General features: G+C 61.7%; 14 protein-coding genes and 3 pseudogenes. 11 read left to right on the top strand and 6 right to left on the bottom strand.

Annotated elements, in window-relative coordinates:
• On the bottom strand, window positions 1–1,848 hold a 1,848-nt coding region (locus tag IAE39_RS05005; RefSeq protein WP_236548408.1), incomplete at its 3' end, for a sigma-54-dependent Fis family transcriptional regulator.
• 255 nt (window positions 1,849–2,103) lie between these two features.
• Here IAE39_RS05005 and exaC point away from each other — a divergent pair.
• The 9 genes from exaC (at window position 2,104) to IAE39_RS04960 (ending at window position 11,810) form a co-directional block, all read left to right on the top strand.
• Window positions 2,104–3,624 (top strand): acetaldehyde dehydrogenase ExaC, encoded by a 1,521-nt coding sequence (exaC, locus tag IAE39_RS05000; RefSeq protein ID WP_201199891.1) that lies wholly within the window; start codon window positions 2,104–2,106, stop codon window positions 3,622–3,624.
• A 229-nt stretch (window positions 3,625–3,853) separates the two neighbouring features.
• A complete protein-coding gene (gene eat / locus IAE39_RS04995; RefSeq protein WP_201199889.1) occupies window positions 3,854–5,302 on the top strand; it encodes an ethanolamine permease in 1,449 nt (482 codons plus the stop codon).
• A gap of 46 nt (window positions 5,303–5,348) precedes the next feature.
• A complete protein-coding gene (locus IAE39_RS04990; protein WP_201199887.1) occupies window positions 5,349–6,743 on the top strand; it encodes an ethanolamine ammonia-lyase subunit EutB in 1,395 nt (464 codons plus the stop codon).
• An 8-nt stretch (window positions 6,744–6,751) separates the two neighbouring features.
• Complete coding sequence (eutC, locus tag IAE39_RS04985) at window positions 6,752–7,570, top strand: ethanolamine ammonia-lyase subunit EutC (RefSeq protein WP_201199885.1); 819 nt, start codon at window positions 6,752–6,754, stop codon at window positions 7,568–7,570.
• 109 nt (window positions 7,571–7,679) lie between these two features.
• Entirely contained in the window at window positions 7,680–8,138 is a 459-nt protein-coding gene (locus tag IAE39_RS04980; RefSeq protein WP_201199883.1) for a GNAT family N-acetyltransferase, read from the top strand.
• Between the two features lie 263 nt (window positions 8,139–8,401).
• On the top strand, window positions 8,402–9,049 hold the full coding sequence (locus tag IAE39_RS04975; protein WP_019472362.1) for a DedA family protein: 648 nt from the start codon (window positions 8,402–8,404) through the stop codon (window positions 9,047–9,049).
• A gap of 8 nt (window positions 9,050–9,057) precedes the next feature.
• A complete protein-coding gene (locus IAE39_RS04970) occupies window positions 9,058–9,873 on the top strand; it encodes a zinc-dependent peptidase (protein WP_201199881.1) in 816 nt (271 codons plus the stop codon).
• Window positions 9,874–9,966: 93 nt separating this feature from the next.
• Window positions 9,967–10,494 (top strand): inorganic diphosphatase, encoded by a 528-nt coding sequence (gene ppa / locus IAE39_RS04965; RefSeq protein WP_003255365.1) that lies wholly within the window; start codon window positions 9,967–9,969, stop codon window positions 10,492–10,494.
• 614 nt (window positions 10,495–11,108) lie between these two features.
• On the top strand, window positions 11,109–11,810 hold the full coding sequence (locus tag IAE39_RS04960; protein WP_201199879.1) for a LexA family transcriptional regulator: 702 nt from the start codon (window positions 11,109–11,111) through the stop codon (window positions 11,808–11,810).
• A gap of 288 nt (window positions 11,811–12,098) precedes the next feature.
• On the opposite strand, the pseudogene IAE39_RS04955 reads toward IAE39_RS04960, so the two are convergent.
• A pseudogene (locus IAE39_RS04955) lies at window positions 12,099–14,615 on the bottom strand (TonB-dependent receptor domain-containing protein); the annotation flags it as partial.
• A gap of 59 nt (window positions 14,616–14,674) precedes the next feature.
• A pseudogene (locus tag IAE39_RS30065) lies at window positions 14,675–15,038 on the bottom strand (STN domain-containing protein); the annotation flags it as partial.
• Between the two features lie 188 nt (window positions 15,039–15,226).
• Here IAE39_RS30065 and IAE39_RS04950 point away from each other — a divergent pair.
• Complete coding sequence (locus tag IAE39_RS04950; RefSeq protein WP_201199875.1) at window positions 15,227–15,766, top strand: sigma-70 family RNA polymerase sigma factor; 540 nt, start codon at window positions 15,227–15,229, stop codon at window positions 15,764–15,766.
• Complete coding sequence (locus IAE39_RS04945; RefSeq protein WP_201199873.1) at window positions 15,759–16,715, top strand: FecR domain-containing protein; 957 nt, start codon at window positions 15,759–15,761, stop codon at window positions 16,713–16,715. Before IAE39_RS04950 ends, IAE39_RS04945 begins: the two co-directional genes overlap by 8 nt.
• Window positions 16,716–16,730: 15 nt before the next feature.
• Here the strand turns inward: IAE39_RS04945 and IAE39_RS04940 are convergent, their stop codons facing one another.
• The 3 genes and pseudogenes from IAE39_RS04940 to IAE39_RS04930 all read right to left on the bottom strand — a co-directional run bounded on the left by IAE39_RS04940 (window position 16,731) and on the right by IAE39_RS04930 (window position 19,819).
• Complete coding sequence (locus IAE39_RS04940) at window positions 16,731–17,951, bottom strand: glycosyltransferase family 4 protein (RefSeq protein WP_201199871.1); 1,221 nt, start codon at window positions 17,949–17,951, stop codon at window positions 16,731–16,733.
• 415 nt (window positions 17,952–18,366) lie between these two features.
• Window positions 18,367–18,745: pseudogene (locus tag IAE39_RS04935) on the bottom strand (hypothetical protein); the annotation flags it as partial.
• Window positions 18,746–18,781: 36 nt separating this feature from the next.
• Entirely contained in the window at window positions 18,782–19,819 is a 1,038-nt protein-coding gene (locus IAE39_RS04930) for a PDDEXK nuclease domain-containing protein (RefSeq protein ID WP_201199869.1), read from the bottom strand.
• Window positions 19,820–19,937 lie beyond the last annotated feature (118 nt).

Genomic DNA, 19,937 nt, shown 5'->3' with positions numbered 1-19,937 from the left:
TCGGAGCGGCCTTGCGTCGCGATCGGGCTGCGCAGCAGCCCCGGCAATCTGGGCTGCTCGGCTGAGGCCCTGGGGCCGCTCTGCGGCCCTTTCGCGACACAAGGCCGCTCCTACAGGGACGGGATTGTTGCGGATGATGGCGGGGAGATCCGAAACAGCTATGCGGGCATCTTCGCAAAGCGCCACCAGGGTGCGCAGCACATTGCGCATCTGCCGCACGTTGCCCGGCCAGGCAAAGTCGAGCAGTGCCTGGCGCGCCTTGGGTTCGATGTCGATAGGGTGCCCCTGCGCCTCCTGGCGCAGCAGAAAGTCCAGCAACTGCGCCTTGTCACTGCGCTCGCGTACCGCCGGCAACGCCACTTCCAGACCATTCAGGCGGTAATACAGGTCTTCGCGGAAGCTGCCCTGCTCCACCCGCTCCAGCAGGTCGCGGTGGGTGGCACTGACAATGCGCACGTCCACGGCTTGCGGCTCGCCACCGATCGGCACCACCTGGCGCTCTTCCAGCACCCGCAGCAGGCGGGTTTGCAGGGCCAATGGCATGTCGCCGATCTCGTCCAGCAGCAAGGTACCGCCGTCGGCCTGCAACAGCTTGCCGCGCATGCCTTCCTTGCGTGCACCGGTAAAGCTGCCTCCGCGGTAACCGAACAGTTCGCTCTCGATCAGGCTTTCCGGGATGGAGGCGCAGTTGATGGCGACGAACGGTTTGGCGCGACGTTCACTGGCCTGATGCACAGCCTGGGCGAAGGCTTCCTTGCCGCAACCGGTCTCGCCGCGCAGCAACAAGGGCACATCGCGCTCGAACACCCGCACGCTGCGGCGGAAATCGTTTTGCAGGGCCGGGTCCAGCAGGCACACCAGTGGCTCCACTTCACGCACCGGCAGCGGCTGGGCGGCGGGCACCGACCACACCGGCGCCCGTGCCTGGCCACGCAGGCTGGCGAACACCTGGCGGCCGTCCAGGGTGCGCAGCGGCCAGGCGGTGCTGCCGCCTGGCGTGGCGCGGCTGAACAGTTCGTCATGGCTACAGGCAAAGAAGCGTTCCAGCGGTTTGCCCAGCACGCCGCCGCGCACGGTGCCCAGCAAATTGAGCGCGCTCTGGTTGGCCGCACAGATACGCCCGTCGCCGTCGAAGGCCAGCAAGCCTTCGCTGAACAGGCCAACCGACTCGGCCTGCAGGTGAAAACGCAGCAGCCACTGCTGCTCGAAATGGCGCAGGAAGTAGCAGCTTTCGATCATCTTCGCCGACAGGTTGACCAGCGCCATGGTGTGGAACTGGCTTTGCCGCGATACGTCGGGCCGTGCCGAAGACACATCCAGCACCGCCAGCAACTCGCCATGCGGGTCGAATACCGGGCTGGCCGAGCAGGTCAGGCCGGTGTGGCGACCACGGAAGTGCTCGTTCTGGTGAATGGTCAGCGCCTGGCGCTCGACCAGGCAGGTGCCGATGCCGTTGGTGCCCTCGCGCGCCTCGCTCCAGTCGGCGCCCAGCCACAGCCCGGCATGCTCGAAGCTGCGCCGTTCGCCGGGGGCGCTGACGCAGTTGAGGATCACCCCGCGGGCATCGGTCAACAAAACCGCATGGCCAGCCCCGGAAAGCTGCTGGTGCAGGCTGTTCATTTCGTGGTCGGCAATTTGCAGCACCTGGCGCAGGCGCTCGCGGCTTTCCAGCAGGCGCCCGTGCTCAAGCACCACCGGGGCCTCGATCACGGCGGGATCAAGGTGGTAGTCCTCCAGGCAGCGTAGCCAGGAGCGGGCAATGGACGGGTCACTGCCGCCCTCACCGGGGCCACCATGGGCAACGTCATGCACCTGGCGGGCATGGCGGCTGAAATGATTGCTCTGCATTGTTGTAGTTCTCCGCAGATAGAGCGTTCAGCCAGCATCCTCCACCCGTGAAGGCTTTGCAATGCATGTGCCGGTGACGTGTCGCAAATGGCACAAAGTGTCACCCCCATGCGTACCGGCGCTGGCACAGCGGCGCTTGCCCAGGCCTGTGAAACTGACCCAAGTCATTGATTTGCCTGGTACCGCCAACGCTGGCCCAACCTTTGCTCTACGCTTTTCAACTCCCTAACAAACACAATAGCCAGGAGACACACCATGCGTTACGCACATCCCGGTACCGAAGGCGCGAAGGTTTCCTTCAAGAGCCGCTACGGCAACTACATCGGTGGTGAGTTCGTTCCTCCGGTAAAGGGTCAGTATTTCGAAAATACCTCCCCGGTGAATGGCAAGCTGATCGCTGAATTCCCCCGCTCCACTGCCGAAGACATCGATAAAGCGCTCGACGCCGCCCACGCAGCTGCCGACGCCTGGGGCCGTACCTCAGTGCAGGACCGCTCCAATGTGCTGCTGAAGATTGCCGACCGCATCGAGCAGAACCTCGAACTGCTGGCCATTACCGAAACCTGGGACAACGGCAAGCCCATCCGCGAAACCCTGAATGCCGACATTCCGCTGGCAGTCGACCACTTCCGCTACTTTGCTGGCTGCATCCGCGCCCAGGAAGGCGGTGCCGCCGAGATCAACGAAGGCACCGTGGCCTACCACATTCACGAGCCGCTGGGCGTGGTCGGGCAGATCATCCCGTGGAACTTCCCGATCCTGATGGCCGCCTGGAAACTCGCCCCGGCCCTGGCCGCCGGCAACTGCGTGGTGCTAAAGCCGGCCGAGCAGACCCCGCTGGGCATCACCGTACTGCTGGAAGTGATCGGCGACCTGCTGCCAAAAGGCGTGCTCAACGTGGTGCAAGGCTATGGCCGCGAGGCCGGTGAAGCGCTGGCTACCAGCAAGCGCATCGCCAAGATCGCCTTCACCGGCTCCACCCCGGTGGGCTCGCACATCATGAAATGCGCAGCCGAAAACATCATCCCGTCCACCGTCGAACTGGGCGGCAAGTCGCCGAACGTGTACTTCGAAGACATCATGCAGGCCGAGCCGAGCTTCATCGAGAAGGCCGCCGAAGGCATGGTGCTGGCGTTCTTCAACCAGGGCGAAGTGTGCACCTGCCCGTCGCGGGCGCTGGTACAGGAGTCGATCTACCCGCAGTTCATGGAAGTGGTGATGAAGAAGGTGCTGCAGATCAAGCGCGGCGACCCGCTGGACACCGACACCATGGTCGGCGCCCAGGCTTCGCAGCAGCAGTTCGAGAAGATCCTGTCGTACCTCGACATCGCCCAGAAGGAAGGCGCCGAACTGCTGACCGGCGGCAAGGTGGAGAAACTGGAAGGTTCGCTGGCCACCGGTTACTACATCCAGCCGACCCTGCTCAAGGGCAACAACCGCATGCGCGTGTTCCAGGAAGAAATCTTTGGCCCGGTGGTGAGCGTGACCACCTTCAAGGATGAAGCCGAAGCGCTGGCGATTGCCAACGACACCGAGTTCGGCCTGGGTGCCGGCGTGTGGACCCGCGACATCAACCGGGCTTACCGCATGGGCCGCGGGATCAAGGCTGGCCGCGTGTGGACCAACTGCTACCACCTGTACCCGGCGCATGCCGCGTTCGGTGGCTACAAGAAGTCTGGGGTTGGGCGTGAGACGCACAAGATGATGCTCGACCACTATCAGCAGACCAAGAACCTGCTGGTGAGCTACGACATCAATCCGTTGGGCTTCTTCTAAAACCTGGGAGGGCCTCGGGGCTGCTTTGCAGCCCATCGCGACACAAGGCCGCTCCTACAGGGACCGCACATCCTTTGTAGGAGCGGGTTCACCCGCGAAGAGGCCAGACCTGCAAACACAAATTCCAGGGCGGCAATCGTGCACCAGCCGCTCTGGCTCGCTTCCTGCAGTACCCATCACCATCGGCCCGAAACCCTTCCGGCCACCAAGAAAAACAACAGGTGAAACTATGCCAAGCGATCATTCCGCCGGCTCGCCGGCAGGCTCTTCCGTCGACTTCGAAAAGGTCGGCTCAGACTATTTCCAGCAACGTGAACTGAAAAAAGGCGCCGCCGGCTGGGTACTGCTGGTCGGCCTGGGTGTGGCCTATGTCATCTCCGGCGATTACGCCGGCTGGAACTTCGGCCTGGCACAGGGCGGCTGGGGCGGCATGTTCCTTGCCACCTTGCTGATGGCAACCATGTACCTGTGCATGTGCTTCTCGCTAGCCGAGCTATCGTCGATGATCCCTACCGCGGGCGGCGGCTACGGCTTTGCCCGCAGCGCCTTCGGCCCGTGGGGCGGTTTTCTGACCGGCACGGCAATCCTCATCGAATACGCCATCGCCCCCGCCGCCATCGCCACTTTCATCGGCGCGTATTGCCAGTCGTTGTTCGGCATCGGTGGCTGGATGATCTACCTGGCGTTCTACGTGGTGTTCATCGGCATCCACATTTTCGGCGTGGGCGAAGCACTGAAGCTGATGTTCATCATCACCGCCATCGCCGCCATTGCCCTGGGCGTGTTCCTGGTGGCGATGGTGCCCCATTTTGATGCAGCCAACCTGTTCGACATCGCCAAAACGGACGCCGCAGGCGCCAGCAGCTTCCTGCCATTCGGCTATGTCGGCGTATGGGCGGCCATCCCCTATGCCATCTGGTTCTTCCTGGCCGTCGAAGGCGTTCCGCTGGCCGCCGAAGAAACCAAGAACCCCAAACGTGACCTGCCACGCGGCCTGATCGGCGCCATGCTGGTGCTGGTGGCATTCGCCCTGCTGATCCTGGTGGTCGGCCCCGGCGGCGCCGGTTCGGAAGCGCTGAAAGCCTCCGGCAACCCGCTGGTCGAAGCGCTGGCCAAGGCCTACGGTGGCTCCACCTGGATGGGCAGCTTCGTCAACCTGGTCGGCCTGGCCGGGCTGATCGCCAGCTTCTTCTCGATCATCTACGCCTATTCCCGGCAGATCTTCGCCCTGTCCCGCGCCGGCTACCTGCCACGCAAGCTGTCGGAAACCAACAAGAGCAAGGCCCCGGTGCTGGCCCTGGTCATCCCCGGCATCATCGGTTTTGCCCTGTCGCTGACCGGCCAGGGCGACCTGCTGATTCTGGTAGCAGTGTTCGGTGCCACCCTGTCGTACGTGCTGATGATGGCCGCGCACATCACCCTGCGCATCCGCCGGCCGAAGATGGAGCGCCCGTATCGCACCCCTGGCGGCATCTTCACGTCCGGCCTGGCCCTGGTGCTGGCCTGCATCGCCGTGGTCGCCGGTTTCCTGGTCGACCCGCGCGTGGTGATTGGCGCCGCAGTGATCTATGCGGTATTAATTGCCTACTTTGCTTTCTACAGCCGCCACCACCTGGTCGCGGGCACACCGGAAGAGGAATTCGCCGCGATCCAGAAGGCCGAAGAGGCCCTGCACTGATCGCCGCCACCCGCCGCGGGGCAACCCGCGGCTCTGGAGATTCTGTATGGCAAGTTTCGTACACACGGTCGGCCACCTGGTCTACCGCTTCGACAGCCTCAAGGACGTGATGGCCAAGGCCAGCCCGGCGCGCTCCGGTGACTACCTGGCAGGCGTTGCGGCCAGCAACGACGGCGAACGGGTCGCCGCGCAAATGGCGTTGGCCAATATCCCGCTGACGCATTTTCTCAGTGAAGCCCTGATCCCCTACGAAGCCGATGAAGTGACCCGGCTGATCATCGACAGCCACGATGCCCTGGCCTTCGCCCCGGTCAGCCACCTGACCGTCGGCGGCCTGCGCGACTGGCTGCTCAGCGAAGAAGCCAACGAAGACAGCCTGCGCGCCTTGGCGCCCGGGCTGACGCCGGAAATGGCGGCGGCGGTATCGAAGATCATGCGCGTGCAGGACCTGGTGCTGGTGGCGCAGAAAATCCGCGTGGTCACGCGCTTTCGCGGCACCATGGGCCTGCGCGGGCGCCTGTCGACCCGGCTGCAGCCCAACCACCCGACCGATGAACCGGCCGGCATTGCCGCCAGCATTCTCGACGGCCTGTTGTATGGCAACGGCGACGCGATGATCGGCATCAACCCGGCCACCGACAGCATCGCTTCGATCTGCGCCCTGCTGGAAATGCTCGACGCGATCATCCAGCGCTACGACATCCCCACCCAGTCCTGCGTGCTGACCCACGTCACCACCTCGATCGAGGCGATCAACCGAGGCGTGCCGCTGGACCTGGTGTTCCAATCCATCGCCGGCACCGAGGCGGCCAACGCCGGCTTCGGCATCAACCTGAACGTACTGCAGGAAGGCTACGAAGCCGGCCTGTCGCTCAAGCGCGGCACCCTTGGGCAAAACCTGATGTACTTCGAGACCGGGCAGGGCAGCGCCCTGTCGGCCAACGCCCACCATGGTGTCGACCAGCAGACCTGCGAAACCCGCGCCTATGCCGTGGCCCGCCATTTCAAACCGTTTCTGGTCAACACCGTGGTCGGTTTCATTGGCCCGGAGTACCTGTACAACGGCAAGCAGATCATCCGCGCAGGCCTCGAGGACCACTTCTGCGGCAAGCTGCTGGGCGTGCCGATGGGCTGCGACATCTGCTACACCAACCACGCCGAAGCCGACCAGGACGACATGGACACCCTGCTGACCCTGCTGGGGGTGGCCGGGATCAACTTCATCATGGGCATCCCCGGCTCCGACGACATCATGCTCAATTACCAGACCACCTCGTTCCATGACGCGCTGTACGCGCGCCAGACCCTGGGCCTGAAGCCCGGGCCGGAATTCGAGGCATGGCTGGCCCGCACCGGCATCTTCACCCAGGCCGATGGCCGGGTGCGCTTCGGTGACAACCTGCCGCCGGCCTTCCGCCAGGCCTTGGCACAGCTTGCATAGGGATGACCATGGACCATCGCACGCCTACCCCCGACAACCCCTGGCTGGCCCTGCGCAACCTCACCCCGGCGCGCATCGCCCTGGGCCGCACCGGCACCAGCCTGCCGACCGGGGCGCAACTGGACTTCCAGTTCGCCCATGCCCAGGCCCGTGATGCCGTGCACCTGGCCTTCGACCACGCAGGCCTGGCTACCCAACTGGGTGACCGCGGGCGCGAAAGCCTGGTGCTGCACAGCGCCGCCAGCGACCGCCACCAGTACCTGCAACGGCCAGACCTGGGGCGGCGCCTGAACGAAGACTCGATCACCACCCTGCGCCAGCACGCCCAGGCCAACCCCGGCGGCGTCGACCTGGCCATCGTCGTCGCCGACGGCCTGTCGGCGCTGGCCGTACACCGCCATACCCTGCCATTCCTGAGCCGTTTCGAGGAACAGGCGGCCGCCGACGGCTGGACCAGCGCGCCGGTCGTGCTGGTGCAGCAAGGCCGTGTGGCAGTGGCCGACGAAGTTGGCGAACTGTTGGGCGCCCGCATGACCGTGATGCTGATCGGCGAACGCCCCGGGCTCAGCTCGCCAGACAGCCTGGGCCTGTATTTCACCTATGCGCCCAAGGTCGGCCTGACCGATGCCTACCGAAACTGTATTTCCAACATCCGCCTGGAGGGCTTGAGCTATGGCATGGCGGCGCACCGGCTGCTGTACTTGATGCGCGAAGCCTGCAGGCGCCAGCTGTCCGGGGTGAATCTGAAGGACGAAGCCGAGGTCCATAGCCTGGAGAGTGAAGGCAGTGCCGGCCAGAAAGGTAACTTTCTGCTCGGCAAAGGTTAAAGAACATGTCACGGAAGGCGGATTGCACTTGCCCTGCGCATTGGGGCAGCATGCCCTTGAAAGCTGCTGGCATTCCGCTGTTTCCCCAAATGGACTCTGAGGGCCGCACATGCGCATCATCAAGGCAACCCTGGAACACCTCGACCTGCTCACGCCGTTGTTCGTCAAATACCGTGAGTTTTATGGGCAGCTGCCCTACCCCGACAGTTCGCGCAGCTTTCTGGAAAAGCGCCTGAAGCGGGATGAATCGGTGATCTACCTGGCGCTGCCGGATGATGACGATTCCAAGTTGATGGGCTTCTGCCAGCTGTACCCGAGCTATTCGTCGCTGTCGCTGAAGCGGGTATGGATTCTCAACGATATCTACGTGGCCGAAGACTCGCGGCGCATGCTGGTGGCCGACCACCTGATGCGCGAAGCGAAGAAGATGGCCAAGGAAACCAACGCCGTGCGTATGCGGGTTTCGACCAGTGCCGGTAATGACGTGGCTCGCAAAACTTATGAGTCCATTGGCTTTCACAAGGATACCGAGTTCGAGAACTACATCCTGCCCATCAGCCAGGATTGACCTGTACTGGCCTCTTCGCGGCGGTTCGACGCCTCGATGAACCCGCTCCCACAGGGTCACCACATGCCTGGAGGTCATGGTTTCCTGTGGGAGCGGTTTACCCGCGAAGAGGCCAGCACAGGAATACACCCGCATCGTAACCCCCCGCTACAAACTCCCCGGGCATGTTCTTCACTTAGCCGTATAATGCCCCTCCTGTCATGTGTGAAAATTTACCCATCCCCCGGTAACCGAGCCTACGCCCCAGAACACAGGTGCTGTACATGGATTTCAACCCGCTGGACCTTATCCTGCATCTCGATGCCTATCTCGATCTGCTGGTCACCAATTACGGTCCCTGGATCTACGCCATCCTGTTCACCGTGATTTTCTGTGAAACCGGGCTGGTGGTGATGCCGTTCCTGCCGGGCGATTCGCTGCTGTTCATCGCCGGTGCCGTGGCCGCTGGCGGCGGCATGGACCCGGTATTGCTGGCCGGCCTGCTGATGGCCGCCGCCATCCTCGGCGACAGCACCAATTACGTGATCGGGCGAACGGCCGGCGAGCGCCTGTTCAACAACCCCAATTCAAAAATCTTCCGCCGCGACTACTTGCAGCGCACCCACGAGTTCTATGAACGCCACGGCGGCAAGACCGTGACCCTGGCCCGTTTCCTGCCCATCCTGCGTACCTTCGCGCCGTTCGTCGCCGGTATCGCGCATATGCATTACCCGCGTTTCCTCGGCTTCAGCGTCGCCGGTTCGCTGCTGTGGGTCGGTGGCCTGGTCACCCTCGGCTACTTCTTCGGCAACGTGCCCTTCATCAAGCAGCACCTGTCGCTGATGGTGGTGGGTATCATCGTGCTGTCGCTGGTACCGATGATCCTCGGCCTGCTGCGTGGCCGCCTGGGCCGTGCGGCCAAGGCTCACTGAACGCCCCCATGTGGTCGTTCAGCGCCTGGCGGCGCAAGCGCACCCTGGCGCGTTACCCGATCACGCCACAGCAATGGCAGGCCGTACGCGAGCGCCTGCCAATGCTGGACGGCATCACTGACGAAGAAGACCACTGGCTGCGCGAAGCCTGCATCCTGTTCCTGCTCGACAAGCACCTCACCTGCCTGCCCGGCGTCGAGCCGGACGACGAGCAGCGGCTGTTGCTCGCTGCCCAGGCGCAGCTACCCCTGCTGCATTTGGGTGAGCTGAACTGGTACCAGGGCTTCCACGAAATCATCCTGTACCCCGACGACTTCAAGAGCCCGCAGCGCCACCGCGATGCCAGTGGCGTGGAGCATGTGTGGGACGGCGAACACAGCGGTGAAGCCTGGCAGCAAGGGCCGATCATCCTGGCCTGGAACGGCGTGCTGGCCAGTGGCGGCTGGGAAGCCTACAACCTGGTCATCCATGAGCTGGCACACAAGCTCGACATGCTCAATGGCGATGCCAACGGCCTGCCGCCGCTGCACAGCGGCATGCCGGTGGACGCGTGGGCAACCGCCATGCAGCAGGCCTACGACGACCTCAACCGCCAGCTGGACGCCAACCCCGACGCTGAAACCGCCATCGACCCTTACGCAGCGGAAAACCCGGCGGAGTTCTTTGCCGTTACCAGCGAATACTTCTTTAGTGCCCCCGACCTGCTGCAACAGGCTTATCCGTTGGTCTACCGCCAGTTGTCGCTGTTCTACCGGCAAGACCCGCTGGCGCGCCTGTGCCGGCTGCAGGCCGAACACCCCGAATACCGCGAAAGCCACGCCTGACGGGGCCGCACATCAGGCCAGGCGTGGCATGCCCCGGCAGAATGTGCCTATAATCGCCGCCACTTTTTTGGTCAAACACGGGGGCACTGCCCAATGAGCTACAGCAAGATTCCGGCGGGCAAAGACCTGCCGAACGACATCTACGTCGCCATCGAGATCCCGGCCAACCACGCGCCGATCAAATACGAGATCGACAAGGACAGCGACACCCTGTTCGTCGACCGTTTCATGGCTACCCCAATGTTCTACCCAGCCAACTACGGCTTCATCCCGAACACCCTGGCTGACGACGGTGATCCGCTGGACGTGCTGGTCGTTACCCCTTACCCGGTAGCCCCAGGCTCGGTTATCCGCGCCCGTCCGGTTGGCGTACTGAACATGACCGACGACGGCGGCGGCGACGCCAAGGTCATCGCTGTTCCTCACGACAAGCTGTCGCAGCTGTACGTCGACGTGAAGGAATACACCGACCTGCCAGCCCTGCTGATCCAGCAGATCGAGCACTTCTTTGCCAACTACAAAGATCTCGAGAAGGGCAAGTGGGTCAAGATCGAAGGCTGGGAAGGCGCTGACGCCGCCCGTGCCGCGATCACCAAATCGGTCGCTGCCTACAAAGGCTGATACCGGTTGCAGAAAAACCCCGCTCTGCGGGGTTTTTTTATGCCTGAATAAATGACCTGGCGTGATCCCTATAGGAAATCACCCAGCCCTTTGGGCTGCGCTGTCGCGCAGAAAACTGAGTTCGCAAGCGGTCCGCATACTCTGTGGGAGCAACTGTCTTGCATATTCCTCCTGGCCAGCACTGGCACTTGTAGGAGCGGCCTTGTGTCGCGATGGGCTGCGCAGCCGCCCCAGGATTTCCGCACAGATGCACAAATTGCCGGGGCTGCTGCGCAGCCCATCCGACCGGTCCGGCGCCCCGGCAAGGCCGCTCCTACAGGTACTGTGCCTGCCTTGAAGGCGATGCAGGCTATGTGGGAGCGGCTTTAGCCGCGAAGAATCCAATGCGGTGCATGGCACCGGCTGCGCCGGTGTTCGCGGCTAAAGCCGCTCCCACAGTGTCCCCGCCAATTCAATGAGTTATGCGCAGTTCCATGAGAGCGCGTTGATGTTAATGGCGGTAATTAATCCTACGCATTCCTACACCAGCGCCCTACAAACAGCCTGTTTTCCCACAAACCTCGTCAACACCCGGTTCATATCCTTGCTGGCACCGCGCCGCTACACTCGCCGGCATGAACACTTCCGGTGACCGCCTAAAGGCCCTGCTCCACGAATGTGGCCTGACCCCTTCCGATTTCGCCGCCCAGCGCGGCGTCACAGCGCAGCACGTGAACAATTGGTTCAAACGCGGGGTGCCGCTGGCGCGGCTGGACGAACTGGCCGACCTGTTCTGTGTACACCGCCGCTGGCTGCGCAGCGGTGAGGGGCCCAAGCACCCCAACCCGATCCTGCGCAACGGCCCGCCGCGGCCAACCCCCGCCAACCCGCTTACTCCGCTGTCGGTAGACCACGGTCGGCTCGTGAATGTGCCGTACTACGAACTGAACAGGGGCCTGTTGTCCCCAGTGACCAGCAAGCACCTGCGGCTGCCGGCCAAAGCCCTGAAGCGCTTGGGTGTACAGGCTGCCAATGCGATCAGTGTGGCGATGCCGGACAGCAACATGCTCCCACTGATACCGCTGGAGGCCACCCTGGTCATCGACCTGGGCATGACCCAGGTGGTCGACGGTGAAACCTATGCCTTGCTGCACAACGGCTCACTCAGGGTGAACAACCTCAGCGTTGGCCAGCACGGCACGCTGTACCTGCACAGCCATGATCGACACAACTACGCGGTCGAACGCTACACCCTTGCGCAGCGTCAGGCGCAGGGCCTGGAAATACTGGGCTGGGTGTTCCATTGGTCGCATTTCCGTCAGCAGCGGCCCGGCTGAAACACCCTGTGCCATTTTTTGCTGGGCATCCTGCGCTCGCCCTTGTATGCTACGCGGCACATTCAGCCCCGACCGGCGCAAGCCGCAGTCCAGAGGGCTCGGCGATATCCCACACGGGTATCTGCCATCTCTTTCAGGCCCTTGCTGGCCACACAGTTAAGGCGGTTGCGGCTTACCATAAATTAGTCGGAAGCGTCCCCGAGAAGCCGGCCACAAGCCGGCTTTTTAATGCCCGCAGAAATGTCGGAGCGCTGGTGAAACCTCTACACCAGCGCCCTCCCAGGGGCTTCAGAACCGCGTCACTACCCCCACCCGCAGCGTCCGCCCCGGTGCCGGCATGAAGCTTTGCGCCAACGGGTCCAGGTAGTAGCGATCGGTCAGGTTCTGCAGCGACGCATTCACCTCGGTGTTTTCGAGCAACTTGTACTTGAGGAACAGATCGAACAGCGCAACCGAGCGGTATTCGATCTGCGGCGTCGTGGCGCCAGACTGCCACGGCTTGTCGAGGGTATTGGTAGGCCCGGAGGTGTAGGTCACCCGCCCACCCACGGTCAATGCCTCGTCAAAGAAACGCATGCCGCTGGTCAGGTTGGCTGAAAACCGTGGCGGGTTCTGGGTGTTGGTGTAAGAGCCCATGAAACTGCCCGGCGTACAGTTCGGTGTGTTCTCGGTCTTTTGATACGGGTTGGCCGTGGCGCGCAGTTTGCCGGCAAATTCCGCATCGCAGGTCTCGGTCTTGAGGTAGTAGGTGGCCGACAGGTCGGCGAACACACGGCCGGCGTCGTAGTGCGATTGCAACTCAAGGCCGCGGGTGCTGAAACTGTCAGTGTTGCTGAAGGTCATCAGGCCCCAAAGCCCGGGGCTTGGGTCGTAGTAACGGGTGATGTAGTTCTTGATCACGTTGTCGAAATAGGCAAGCTTGATTGCGGCCGAATCGTGCTCGGTAAACAGGTTGTCGCGCAGCGCACTGACGCCGATCTCCCAGCTTTGCGAGCGTTCGGGCTTCAGGCTTTTGCCGGGGGCGACTTGCTGGGTGCCCTGGCTGGTCTCGAACAAAGACGGCAGGCGCAAGCCTTGGGTGTAGGTGACATAGAAGAACGTGTCGGGCATCAGCTCGACGTTGATGCCGAATGCCGGCGAAAAGCCGCCGCCACTGCTGCTGCCCTGCGGGCTGTGGTCGTAGCCTGTGACCACGCTACTGATGCCTTCTGGGTTGACCTCCACGCTTGTCGCGCCGAAGTCGTTGAAGCGCACGCCATTGAACGGTTCATTGCTATTGCCGAAGACGATGCCGTTGTTGAGCCTGGGGTCGGTGGCGTCGGTGTACTGACCGTTCTGATCGGGGAACCAGGTCATGCTGCCCCAGCCTTTCGGGCCACTCGCCGATATGTACCGCACCTCACGGTCCTCTCGCCGGGCGGTGGCCACCACGGTGTTGTCCTTGGTGCGGAAGTGGCTGTAACGGCCACCGCCCCACAAAGTCAGTTGCTCGACAGGCTGGTACTCGAGCTTGCCGTTGAAGCTGAACTCCTGCCTGGAGGCATCGCGCAGGGTACGGTTGGCATCGATGTCATGCTGGGTGATAAGCACACTTTTCTGCGGTTGCAGGTCTTCGAGCTGAAAGGCACCGCCCAGGTCGAGCTTGAAATCGCCATGGGCGGTCTCGAACCGGGAGACATTGTTCAGGTCGCCACCAATACGGCGGTTGTCCTGGCGGGTCCAGCTGCGGTCAGAGCGAAACAGTTGTGAAGCAGGTGCCGTCCAGGCCGAACTCAACAAGCTGGTCCTGGCATCGGTCATCCACAGGTTGCTGGTCAGGTCGACCCACGGGTTGCCGGCGGGCAGGTAGTGGTAGCGCGCCGTGTAGGTATCGATCTCCACCTCGCCCAGGGGGTACTGGTAGATACCGGCAGTGCCGAAACGGTAGATATCGGAAGGCATGATCTCGGCAGTGCGACCGTCGTAGCGGCGATAGCCCAGCTCCAGGGTATGGTCGTCGGCGATCCGCCAGCTTGCCTTCAGCAGGTACGAGTCGGTTTTCGATGAAGAGTTGAGCACTTCTTCGCCGGCGTTGTAGGTCATCGCCACGCTCGGCTGCTCACGGCCGTATTCGTCATGGATGCGGTAGCGGCCCTGGCCATTCTTGCCGGAAAAGTAGTTGCCCTGGTTGCGGTGTGCATACGCCGCCACCACGTCCAGCCGCTCGGTGGTGAAGGCAAAGGCCGCGCTGCCAGATTCGGCCTCGGAGCCAAACAGGCTGCCGCGGCTGTGGCGTGGTGGCGCAGACAGGCTTTCATCTTTGGAACTGGCGCTGCGGTGAACGGGGGCTACGCCGTTGTTCCAGAAATCGCCTTTGAGGCGTACGCCGACCTGGTTACCGTCCACCAGAATGTCCTGCACACCGATCGTCTGCATCTCCACGCTGCCACCGATTGCCCCGGACTTGGTCGACGGCCCTTTGTTTACGGTCACACTGCTGATCAGGTCGGGATCGATGTAGCTGCGTTGCTGGGTACCGCCATAGCCTCGATAAACATCCAGGGCCTGCTCCGAGCCATCGACCTTGACCGCTACCCGGCTCTGCCCCTGGATGCCGCGGATGTTGACGTCCAGCGCACCGCCATTACGGGTGTCGCCGACCTGCACACCGGGCACACCGTTGAGCAAGTCGCCCGCAGACACCCGGCCGAAGCGGTCGATCTGCTCGCTGTTCAGGTGCACCGACGAACGTGGTGCCCTGTAGGTATCCAGCTGCGGCCCCTGCGCGGCGGCCTCGACCATTGTCGGCGACAGCTCAGCCGCAGCATTGGCAGGAGCGCCCTGCGCCATCAGCACGTAGCTGCCTGTGGCGCTTGGCACCAGCCGCAACCCGGAGTTCGCCAGCAGCCGTTGCATGCCCTCGTTGACCGTATACCGCCCTTTCAAGGCGGGCACCGTTCGCCCGCGGGTCAGCTCAGGCTCGTACGACAGCAGTAGCCCCGACTGGCTGCTGAAGCTGCCGAGGGCCGCGCCCAAGGGGCCTTGGGCAATGTCGTAATCACGCAGCGTGGCATCGTCCAGGCGGGTAGCCGTGAGCGCAGGCGTGGCGGTGTCCTGGGCCAATGCCAGGCTGGTGTTCAGCAGGCCTGCCCCGCAGCAGCTGATCATCGTGCAGCGCAGGGCAAAGGTGATAGGCGACAGGCAAGGCCGAGGGCGCGGAGCAGGTGAAGGACAACGTACTGGGAGCATGTTTTTCTCGTTGGCAGGGTTGGCGCCCACTCCTTACGCGGGCTGTTACCTCCTCTGTCGCACGAGACCGAAAAAAGGATATGAATGAGTGGGCAGCATCCGAATTTACCGAACTGGCCTTGTGACTTGAGCAATTCTAGTGATAATGGTTTGCATTTGCGACAGTCCTTGTATCAGTTCAATCGACGATGAATGCCCCTTTCTCCCCGCCGAACAGTACCGACCCGTGCAGCATCGAAACGCTGTACATCGAGAACCACGCCTGGCTGCGCAACTGGCTTGCTTACAGATTGCGCTCGTGGGGGCGTGGGGTCGCCGACGATCTCGCCCATGACACGTTTCTGCGGGTGCTTGCCAGCCGGCAAGGCGCAAGGGCCGAGCCAATTCTTCAACCGCGGGCGTTCCTGACCCGCATCGCCAATTGCGTGCTGGTAAGTTGGCGGCGCCGCCAGTCGCTGGAGCAGGCCTGGCTTGAAGCATTGCTTTTGCTGCCAGAGCCTGAGCAGCCTTCGCCTGAGCTACACAGCGTGATCCTTGAAACCTTGCACGAAATCGACGAGGTACTCGACAGGCTGCGCCCGCGAGTAAGGCAGGCGTTTCTGCTGGCAACACTGGACGGGATGAAACAGAAGGACATCGCGGTTGCCCTGAACATTGCACTGCCAACGGTCAAGAAATACATCCACGAAGCTTACGTGGCCTGCCTGGCGCAGATGCCTGATGAATAACGGCACTGCAACGCCGGACGGTGCCATCGCGCAGCCTGTGCTTGCCCAGGCAGCATCATGGCTGATGCTGATGCAGGAAGGGCCACTGCTGCCTGCCCAACAGCTGGAACTGGAGCGCTGGCGGCTTGCCAGTGAAGAGCACGAACGTGCCTGGAAAAGGGCGCAGCGCCTGCTTTCACGCCTGGGCAGCCTGCCGCCAACGCTGGCCAGTCAGGCCCTGCAACGCCCCTCGGGCAGGCGTGCGGTTCTGCGCGGCCTGGTTCTGCTGCTGGGTAGCGCCCCGCTTGGGTGGTGGGGCTGGCACTCGCAGGCCGGGCGTTTTGCCGGTGATTACCAAACGGCTGTGGGTGAGCGTAAACACGCACGGCTCGCCGACGGCACGCAGATCACCCTCAATACCGACAGTGCCCTGAACCTGCTTTTCGACAGCGCGCAACGGCTGCTGCACCTGCGCCGTGGCGAGGTATACATCGTGACCGCTGCCGACCCACGGCCGCTGAGGGTGCAGACCTCGCATGGCCAGCTGCTCGCGTTGGGTACGCGGTTCAGCGTGCGCCAGCTGGCCGGGGATACCTTGCTTGAGGTGTATGAAGGCGCCGTGCAGGTACGCCCCGAAGGCACCAAGGTGGCGGCCGGCGAGAACATTATCCGCGCCGGGCAGCAGGTTCGATTCAGCCGGGAGCGTCTGGGGCGTATCGAGGAGGTGCATGACACCGGCCTGGCTTGGCAACGCGGCCTGCTGGTGGCCGATGACATGCCATTGCGCCAGTGGACGCAGGCGTTGATGCGCTACACCGACCAACGCCTGGCGTGCGACCCTGTATTGGGCGAGCTGCGGGTATCAGGCACCTTTCCGGTCGATGACCTGCCGCTGGCGTTGGCCATGCTGGCGCAAACCTACGGGCTGCAGGTTCAGCAAGAGGGTGGTCGGGTGCTTATCAGCCGCTGATCAGGCAGCCCTTCGTCAGTCATGCCCGGCGCGCAGGCTGGCAGAGGGCGTCAAACTCTCCTTCAGGAATGCCGCGCGCACCTGATGCATCTGCAAGTGTGTTTTCCCCGTCGCATACTCCAGCCCGGCGAGCCCCATTTCCAGCGCCAGCTCGGGGTGCCGGGCAACATGACGAATACGCTCCGCCAGGCTGGACGGGTTGCCGGTTTCAAAGGTCAGGGCGTTGTGCTGGCTGGTAATGTCCAGCACCCCGCTGGTGTCGGAGCCTATGACCGGAACGCCCTGGCTGAATGCGTCGAAGATGATCCGCGGCTGTTCCTGCTTCAAGGTCGGAACCAGCAGCCAGTCATGCCGGGCAATGATTGCAAAGAAGTCCCTGCCGTAATCGACTGCGTTGATGAACTTCACCGCGACGGCGCCCTGGTGCTCGGTTGCAAAGCGCAGGCAGTGCGCTTTCAGATCGCCCTCTCCCATGATGGTGAGCGTGATGTCGACGCCTTCAACCGCCAGTTGCTCAATGGCTTCCAGGACGACCAGAACACCTTTATCCATGACCAGGCGTGAGGGGTAAATCAGGTTGAGCGTGCCGTTTTGCTTGCCCTCGAATCTTTTTCTGACGGCTTGCGGGGTGACCATGAATTTTTTATCGAGCCAGCTGGCCGGGTTGATCAATGTGTGCCGGTTATCACCGCCTAGGAAGTAGTCCTTGTAGAAGGATTGAGTGAAGATCCTGGCATTCGCCAACCTCAGGCAGCGCTTCAGTACCCAGGTATGCACATGGTGCTCGAGGACTTTTCTGAGGGTCCGCGCATCCCCCCGCCCGAGCATCCAGAATGAAGACTCAATGACGATAACCCACTGAAAGCGGAACAAGGGCTTTAGGGGCAACAGGTAGAAGGATAACGGGAATGCCCAGCCGGCACCGTCAGAATGAACGATCCTGGCGAGCTTGCAGGCCCGGATGACCGTTATGAAATTCGGCAGGAAATTCTTTAATACAGAAGCAAACCCATGGTCTTTTCTTAATGCATGACACCCTCTGAAGTTCAGATGGCTGATGCTCTGCAGCCCCTCCACATTCTGGCTTTTATCGACAGGGCAGCAGATTGCGAAGTTTTCTATATAGGTCAGGTGGAGCTCGATGTCCTTGACCCACAAAGGGTCGGTGAAGTGTTCACCTTGCTCATTGACCACAATGGGAATGCGGGTAAAGAGGATGTAGGAGTCGTCAATCATGTTCCCCTCGCAGGGATGCCTGGACACTCGCCATTGGATTGTTTACATGGGGCTTACTCCTGAACAACAGCCGTCCATCTCAACAACGTTCCAGCGTCCTTGCAGGCCTGCTGCACATCCAGCAAGCGCTCCGTTGGGCATTTACTGTAGTGCGCGTTCGTCGATCGCACACGCCATGCGGCAAAAAATTGTCACGATTTGAGCCATGAATAATCAGATCATTTACAAGCCTCTGTTTCTACGTGTGTATTTGCTGAAAATCGACGAACCCTGGGCGGGCCCTTTCGCGGGTAAACCCGCTCCTACACAGTACGCGCATGCCGTGTAGGAGCGGGTTTACCCGCGAAAGGGCCCGCCCCGGCACCCCATCAATCAGGGCTTACACAAGGGTAAGTGCCGTCATCAGAGCCAATGCTCAGAAGTCATACCGCGCCCCCACCGTCATGCTGCGCGACGGCCCATAGAAGTTGAACGTCGAAGTCGACCCCACCCGCGACAGGTAGTCCCGGTCGAACAGGTTGTTGACATTGAAGGTGGCGGTCAGCTTCGAGGTCACCGGGTACGACAGCATCGCATCCACGGTTGCATACCCCGGGGATGCGCACGCCGCCGTTCTCGGCGTAGAAGTTGCTCATCGCCGAAATGCCGCCGCCAATGGCCAGGCCGGTCAGCGGGTCTTGGCTGATGGTGTACTTGCTCCACTGCTCACCTTCGCGCGGTTTCAGCACCCGGCCATTGCTGTCGGTGTCGGACTGCGGCTTGAACACCTGCGAGTAACTGGCGTACAGCGCGTACAGGTGTTTCCACCGATTCATTTAAGCCACCCGGCTTCATTTACCTAGAGCGAGTTCTCGCTCGATATCCTCGATACTAGGCAAACTAGTTTGCAGTTCAGGTGGTAACGATTCAATCAATTGGTACTCAGCCACACCCATGGGTCTTCGACTGTCGCGCAACGCATACTCCGCAACAACCTTGTTTTTGCTTTTGCACAGAAGCAGACCTATTGTCGGTCCGTCCTGTTGATGCTTGACCTGAGCGTCAACAGCGGTCAGATAGAAGCTCAACTGCCCTAGATGCTCTGGCTTAAACTTTCCTGCCTTCAACTCAATCACCACGTAGCAACGCAGCTTGAGGTGATAGAAGAGCAGGTCGATGAAGAACTCGTCCCCGCCAACATCCAGCAAGACCTGACGCCCTACAAAGGCAAATCCGGAACCGAGCTCGAGTAGAAAGTCCGTCACATGCTTGACCAGAGCCTGCTCAATTTCTCTCTCTTGAGAATCAGCCGTCAAAGTAAGGAAGTCGAAGCGATATGGATCTTTGAGCGACTCGCGTGCGAGGTCAGACTCGACCTTGGGAAGGCTCTGCTCAAAATTACTCAGGGCCTGCCCTTTACGCTCCATCAGCTGGCTTTCAATCTGAATGACAAGAATATTTCGCGACCAGTTGTGTTCGATCGCCTGGGCCGCGTACCAACGACGTGACTGTGCATTGGACAATTTCTCCAGCAGCGTCAACTGGTGATACCAAGGCAATTGTGCAAGCGTCTCTTGCACAAACTGCGAATCTGGCCAGGCTGCAGCAAATGCCCGCATGTATTTCAGATTGCGTGGTGAGAAGCCCTTCATCTCTGGAAATGCAACACGCAAATCCACGGCTAACCGATCAATCACCTTGGCGCCCCAACCTTGCAGGCTCTGACGAACCAGAATGTCATGGCCGATCTGCCAGTAGAGCAGAACCAGTTCTCGGTTGACCGCCAAAGCTGCGCGCTGCTGTGCGCTTTGAATGCGAACCTTGAGTTCGGACAACCAGTCGCCATAGCCTTCGGGTGGTGCTGTCAGGTTTGTAAACAGGTCGGTCATGGTTTCTCCTCTTCAATTGCCGCCTGCGGGGCATAGCGTTGGCCTGAGTGAATAGGTTACTCCAGAGATGAACGGCGTCCCTTGTTACAAGCTTTTCAGGACATATCCAGCGCTCAAT

The organism is Pseudomonas sp. S37, assembly GCF_016658545.1.
GTDB lineage: Bacteria > Pseudomonadota > Gammaproteobacteria > Pseudomonadales > Pseudomonadaceae > Aquipseudomonas.
The sequence above is the reverse complement of the archived record's forward strand: the minus strand, read 5'-3'. Positions and strand labels throughout refer to the sequence as shown.